The following is a 3379-nucleotide window of genomic DNA, read 5'->3' on the forward strand; positions in this document are numbered from 1 at the left end:
CAGCGAGGCGACCGCCGCGAAGCCGAGCAGCCCGGCCAACCGGGGCGCGGTCTCCCGCAACCCGGACAGGTCGGCGAGCGACCCCGTGCGGGTACGGTCCTTGACCGCTCCGGCCAGGAAGAAGAGCAGCCCGGTGATCACCCCGTGCGCGATGTTGCCGATCAGCGCGGCCTGCAGGCCGGTGGCGGTGAGCGTGGCGACCCCGAGCAGCACGAAGCCCATGTGCCCCACGCTGGAGTACGCGATCAGCCGCTTCAGCTCGTCCTGGGCCAGGCAGACCAGGCCGCCGATCAGGATCGCCGCGACGGCCAGCACGCCGAGCACCGGGGCGGCCCAGCGGGCACCCTCCGGGGCCACCCCGACCGCCACCCGGATCAGCCCGTACGTGCCCATCTTCAGCAGCACCCCGGCGAGGATCACGCTGCCGACGGTGGGGGCCTGGGTGTGCGCGTCCGGCAGCCAGGAGTGCAGCGGCCAGAGCGGGCTCTTCACCGCGAAGGCGAGCGCCAGCAGGGTGAACGCGGCCAGCTGGGTGCCGCGGGACAGGCCGGCCCCACCGGTCAGCGTCATCAGGTCGGCGGTGCCGGCCGCGGCGATCACGACGTAGACGCCGACCAGCAGCAGCACCGACCCGAACAGGGTGTAGAGGGCGAACTTGCGGGCCGCCCGCCGCCGGTCGTCGCCGCCCCAGCCGGCGATGACCGCGTACATCGGCAGCAGGACCACCTCGAAGAAGAGGAAGAAGAGCACCAGGTCGAGGGCGAGGAAGGTGCCGAGGATGCCCACCTCGACCACCAGGAGCAGCGCGACCAGCGCCCGCCCGCTGCCACCGCCCGCCGGCACCCGCCACAGCGTGTACCCGCAGCAGAGCAGGGTGAGCAGGGCGGTCAGCACCACCAGCGGCCAGGAGATGCCGTCCACGCCCAGGTGGAAGCGCAGGTTCAGGCCGGGCACCCAGGACAGGTCGACCTGGTGCCAGGGCTGCACGGCCGGGCGCGGGCCGTAGCCGAACCAGCCGTGGCCGCCACCGAGCAGCGGCAGGGTGGCGAGCAGGGTCAGGCCGGCGGCGACCGTACCGACCAGGCGGCCGGCCCGGTCACCCGGGACGAGGGCCGCCGCGACCGCGCCCAGCGCCGGCAGCGCGAGCACCGCCACCAGCAGGAACTGTCCCCACGTCATGCGGCCACCCCGATCAGTGCGACGGCCAGGCCGATCAGCAGGGCGCCGGCCAGCACGGCGGCCGCCGCCCGGGGCAGGGCCGCCCGGTGCACGGCGGCCAGCCCGCCACCCAGCCCGACGGCGGCGCGCCCGCTCCCTTCGACCAGGCCGTCCACGCCGAGTTCGTCCCCGGCGCGCACGACCCGGGCCAGCGCGGTCGTCGGGCGTACGACGAGGGCGTGCTGGACGTCGTCGAGCCGGAACGCGTGCGCGAAGACCGGCCGCAGCGGGCCCAGGAAGCGGGCCGGGTCGGCGGCCGGGTCGCGGCGCCAACCGGCCCAGGCGACGCCCGCGCCGGCCAGCAGCAGCACCAGCGGGAACAGCAGGTTCGGCGCCAGGTGGACCAGCTCGACGGCCTCCCCGGAGGCATCGGGCGGCATCCGGAGGCGGTCGGTGAACCACGGCGCGAAGGCAGCCAGCCCGAGCAGCGCGGCGGGCACCGCGAGCAGCAGCACCGGCCAGCGCAGCACGGCCGGCGGGTCGTGCGGCTCGGCGAGCGGGATGCGGGTCGCGCCGAGGAAGGTACGCAGCAGCAGGCGGGTCGCGTACCAGGCGGTGACCGCGACGCCGAGCAGCCCGGCCAGCCAGACCAGCCAGCCGACCCAGGCCGGGCCCGGGCCGGCGTCGTCCAGCGCGGCGGCCTCGGCGGCGGCGAGCACGCCGTCCTTGCTCCAGAAGCCGGAGAGCGGCGGCACCCCGGCGAGTGCGCCGAGGCCGATCGCCATGCACCAGAAGGTCACCGGCATGCTGCCCCGCAGCCCGCCCATCCGGGACATCAGCGTGGTGCCCACCGCGTGGATCACCGCGCCCGCGGCGAGGAACAGCAGCGCCTTGAACGCGGCGTGGCTGAGCAGGTGGAACAGCGCCGCGGCGGGCGCCCCGACGGCGAGCGCGCCGGTCATGTAGCCGATCTGGGAGACCGTCGACCAGGCCAGCACCCGCTTGATGTCGTCCTGCGCGGTGGCCGCGAACGCGCCCAGCAGCAGGGTCACCGCCGCCATCACGCCCAGCACCGCGAGCGCGGCCGGAGCCTGCGCGAAGAGCGGGAAGAGCCGGGCCACCGCGTACACCCCGGCGGCGACCATGGTGGCCGCGTGGATCAGCGCGGAGATCGGGGTGGGGCCGGCCATCGCGTCCGGCAGCCAGGTGTGCAGCGGGAACTGGGCGCTCTTGCCGGCGACGCCGGCGAGCAGCAGCAGACACGCGGCGGTGAGGGTGCCGGTGGAGTGGTGGTGGGCCAGCACGTCGGCGATCCGGAAGCTGCCGGCGGAGACGCCGAGCAGCGCGATGCCGAGCAGGAAGCCGACGTCACCCACCCGGGTGACCAGGAACGCCTTCATCGCGGCGGCCGGCGCCTCGGGCAGTCGCCGGTCGTGGGCGATGAGCAGGTAGGAGCAGATGCCCATCACCTCCCAGCCGACCAGCAGCAGGATCAGGTCGCCGGCCACCACCACGGTCAGCATCGCGGCGGTGAAGAGGCTGATCTGCGCCGCGTACGGCGGATAGCGGTGGTCCACCTCGACGTCGTCGTGCGGGCCGCGCTTCAGGTAGCCGATCGAGTAGACCTGCACGGCCAGGGCCACCGCGGCGACCGCTGTGGCGACCAGCACCGCCGCGCCGTCCAGCCGGTAGCCGAGGGTGACCCGCAGCCCGCCGAGGTCGACCCAGGTGGTCGCGGCCTCGACCGGGTGGTCCACCCGGACCAGCAGCGCGACCGCCGCGACCAGGGCCACCGCCGCGCCGGCCACGCCGAGCCCGATCGCCGCCCGCCGGGCCCGGTCCTCGCCGGTCGCCGCGCCCCGGGGCGACGGCGGCAGCAGCAACCCGAGCAGGCCGGCGAGCAGGGGTACGCCGGGCAGCGCCGCCGCGAGCAGTCCGGTCACTTCTCTCCCTCCGGCCCGCCGGCACGCCGCCCGGCCGGCGGCACGTCCCCGCCGGCCGTGGTGGTCGCGTCCCCGCCGGCCGGGACCGCGGCCAGCGGCGCCGGCGGCTCGGTGAGCGGCACGTCGTCCACGGTGACGCTGGCCCGCAGCCGGTAGAGCTGGAGCACGATGGCCAGCCCGACACCGATCTCGGCGGCGGCGAGCACGATCACGAAGAGCGCGAAAACCTGACCGGAGTGCGGCAACCGGGCCCGGACCGTGGTGTCGGCGGTGACCAG

The 3379-nt window shown here is 75.8% G+C and carries 3 protein-coding genes; all 3 read right to left on the reverse strand.

Annotation, left to right across the window (positions count from 1 at the left end; translation table 11 throughout):
* Nucleotides 1-1179, reverse strand: a 1179-nt coding sequence (locus ONA70_RS35435; protein WP_265010841.1) for a complex I subunit 4 family protein, incomplete at its 3' end; no start/stop codon positions are given.
* Nucleotides 1176-3101, reverse strand: coding sequence for an NADH-quinone oxidoreductase subunit 5 family protein (locus ONA70_RS35440; RefSeq protein ID WP_265010842.1), 1926 nt, complete (start codon nucleotides 3099-3101; stop codon nucleotides 1176-1178). The genes ONA70_RS35440 and ONA70_RS35435, both read right to left, overlap by 4 nt.
* The coding region (locus tag ONA70_RS35445) for an NADH-quinone oxidoreductase subunit NuoK (protein ID WP_265010843.1) at nucleotides 3098-3379 on the reverse strand (282 nt) is incomplete at its 5' end. The genes ONA70_RS35440 and ONA70_RS35445, both read right to left, overlap by 4 nt.

This window comes from Micromonospora yasonensis (assembly GCF_026013475.1).
Classification (GTDB): Bacteria; Actinomycetota; Actinomycetes; order Mycobacteriales; family Micromonosporaceae; genus Micromonospora; species Micromonospora yasonensis.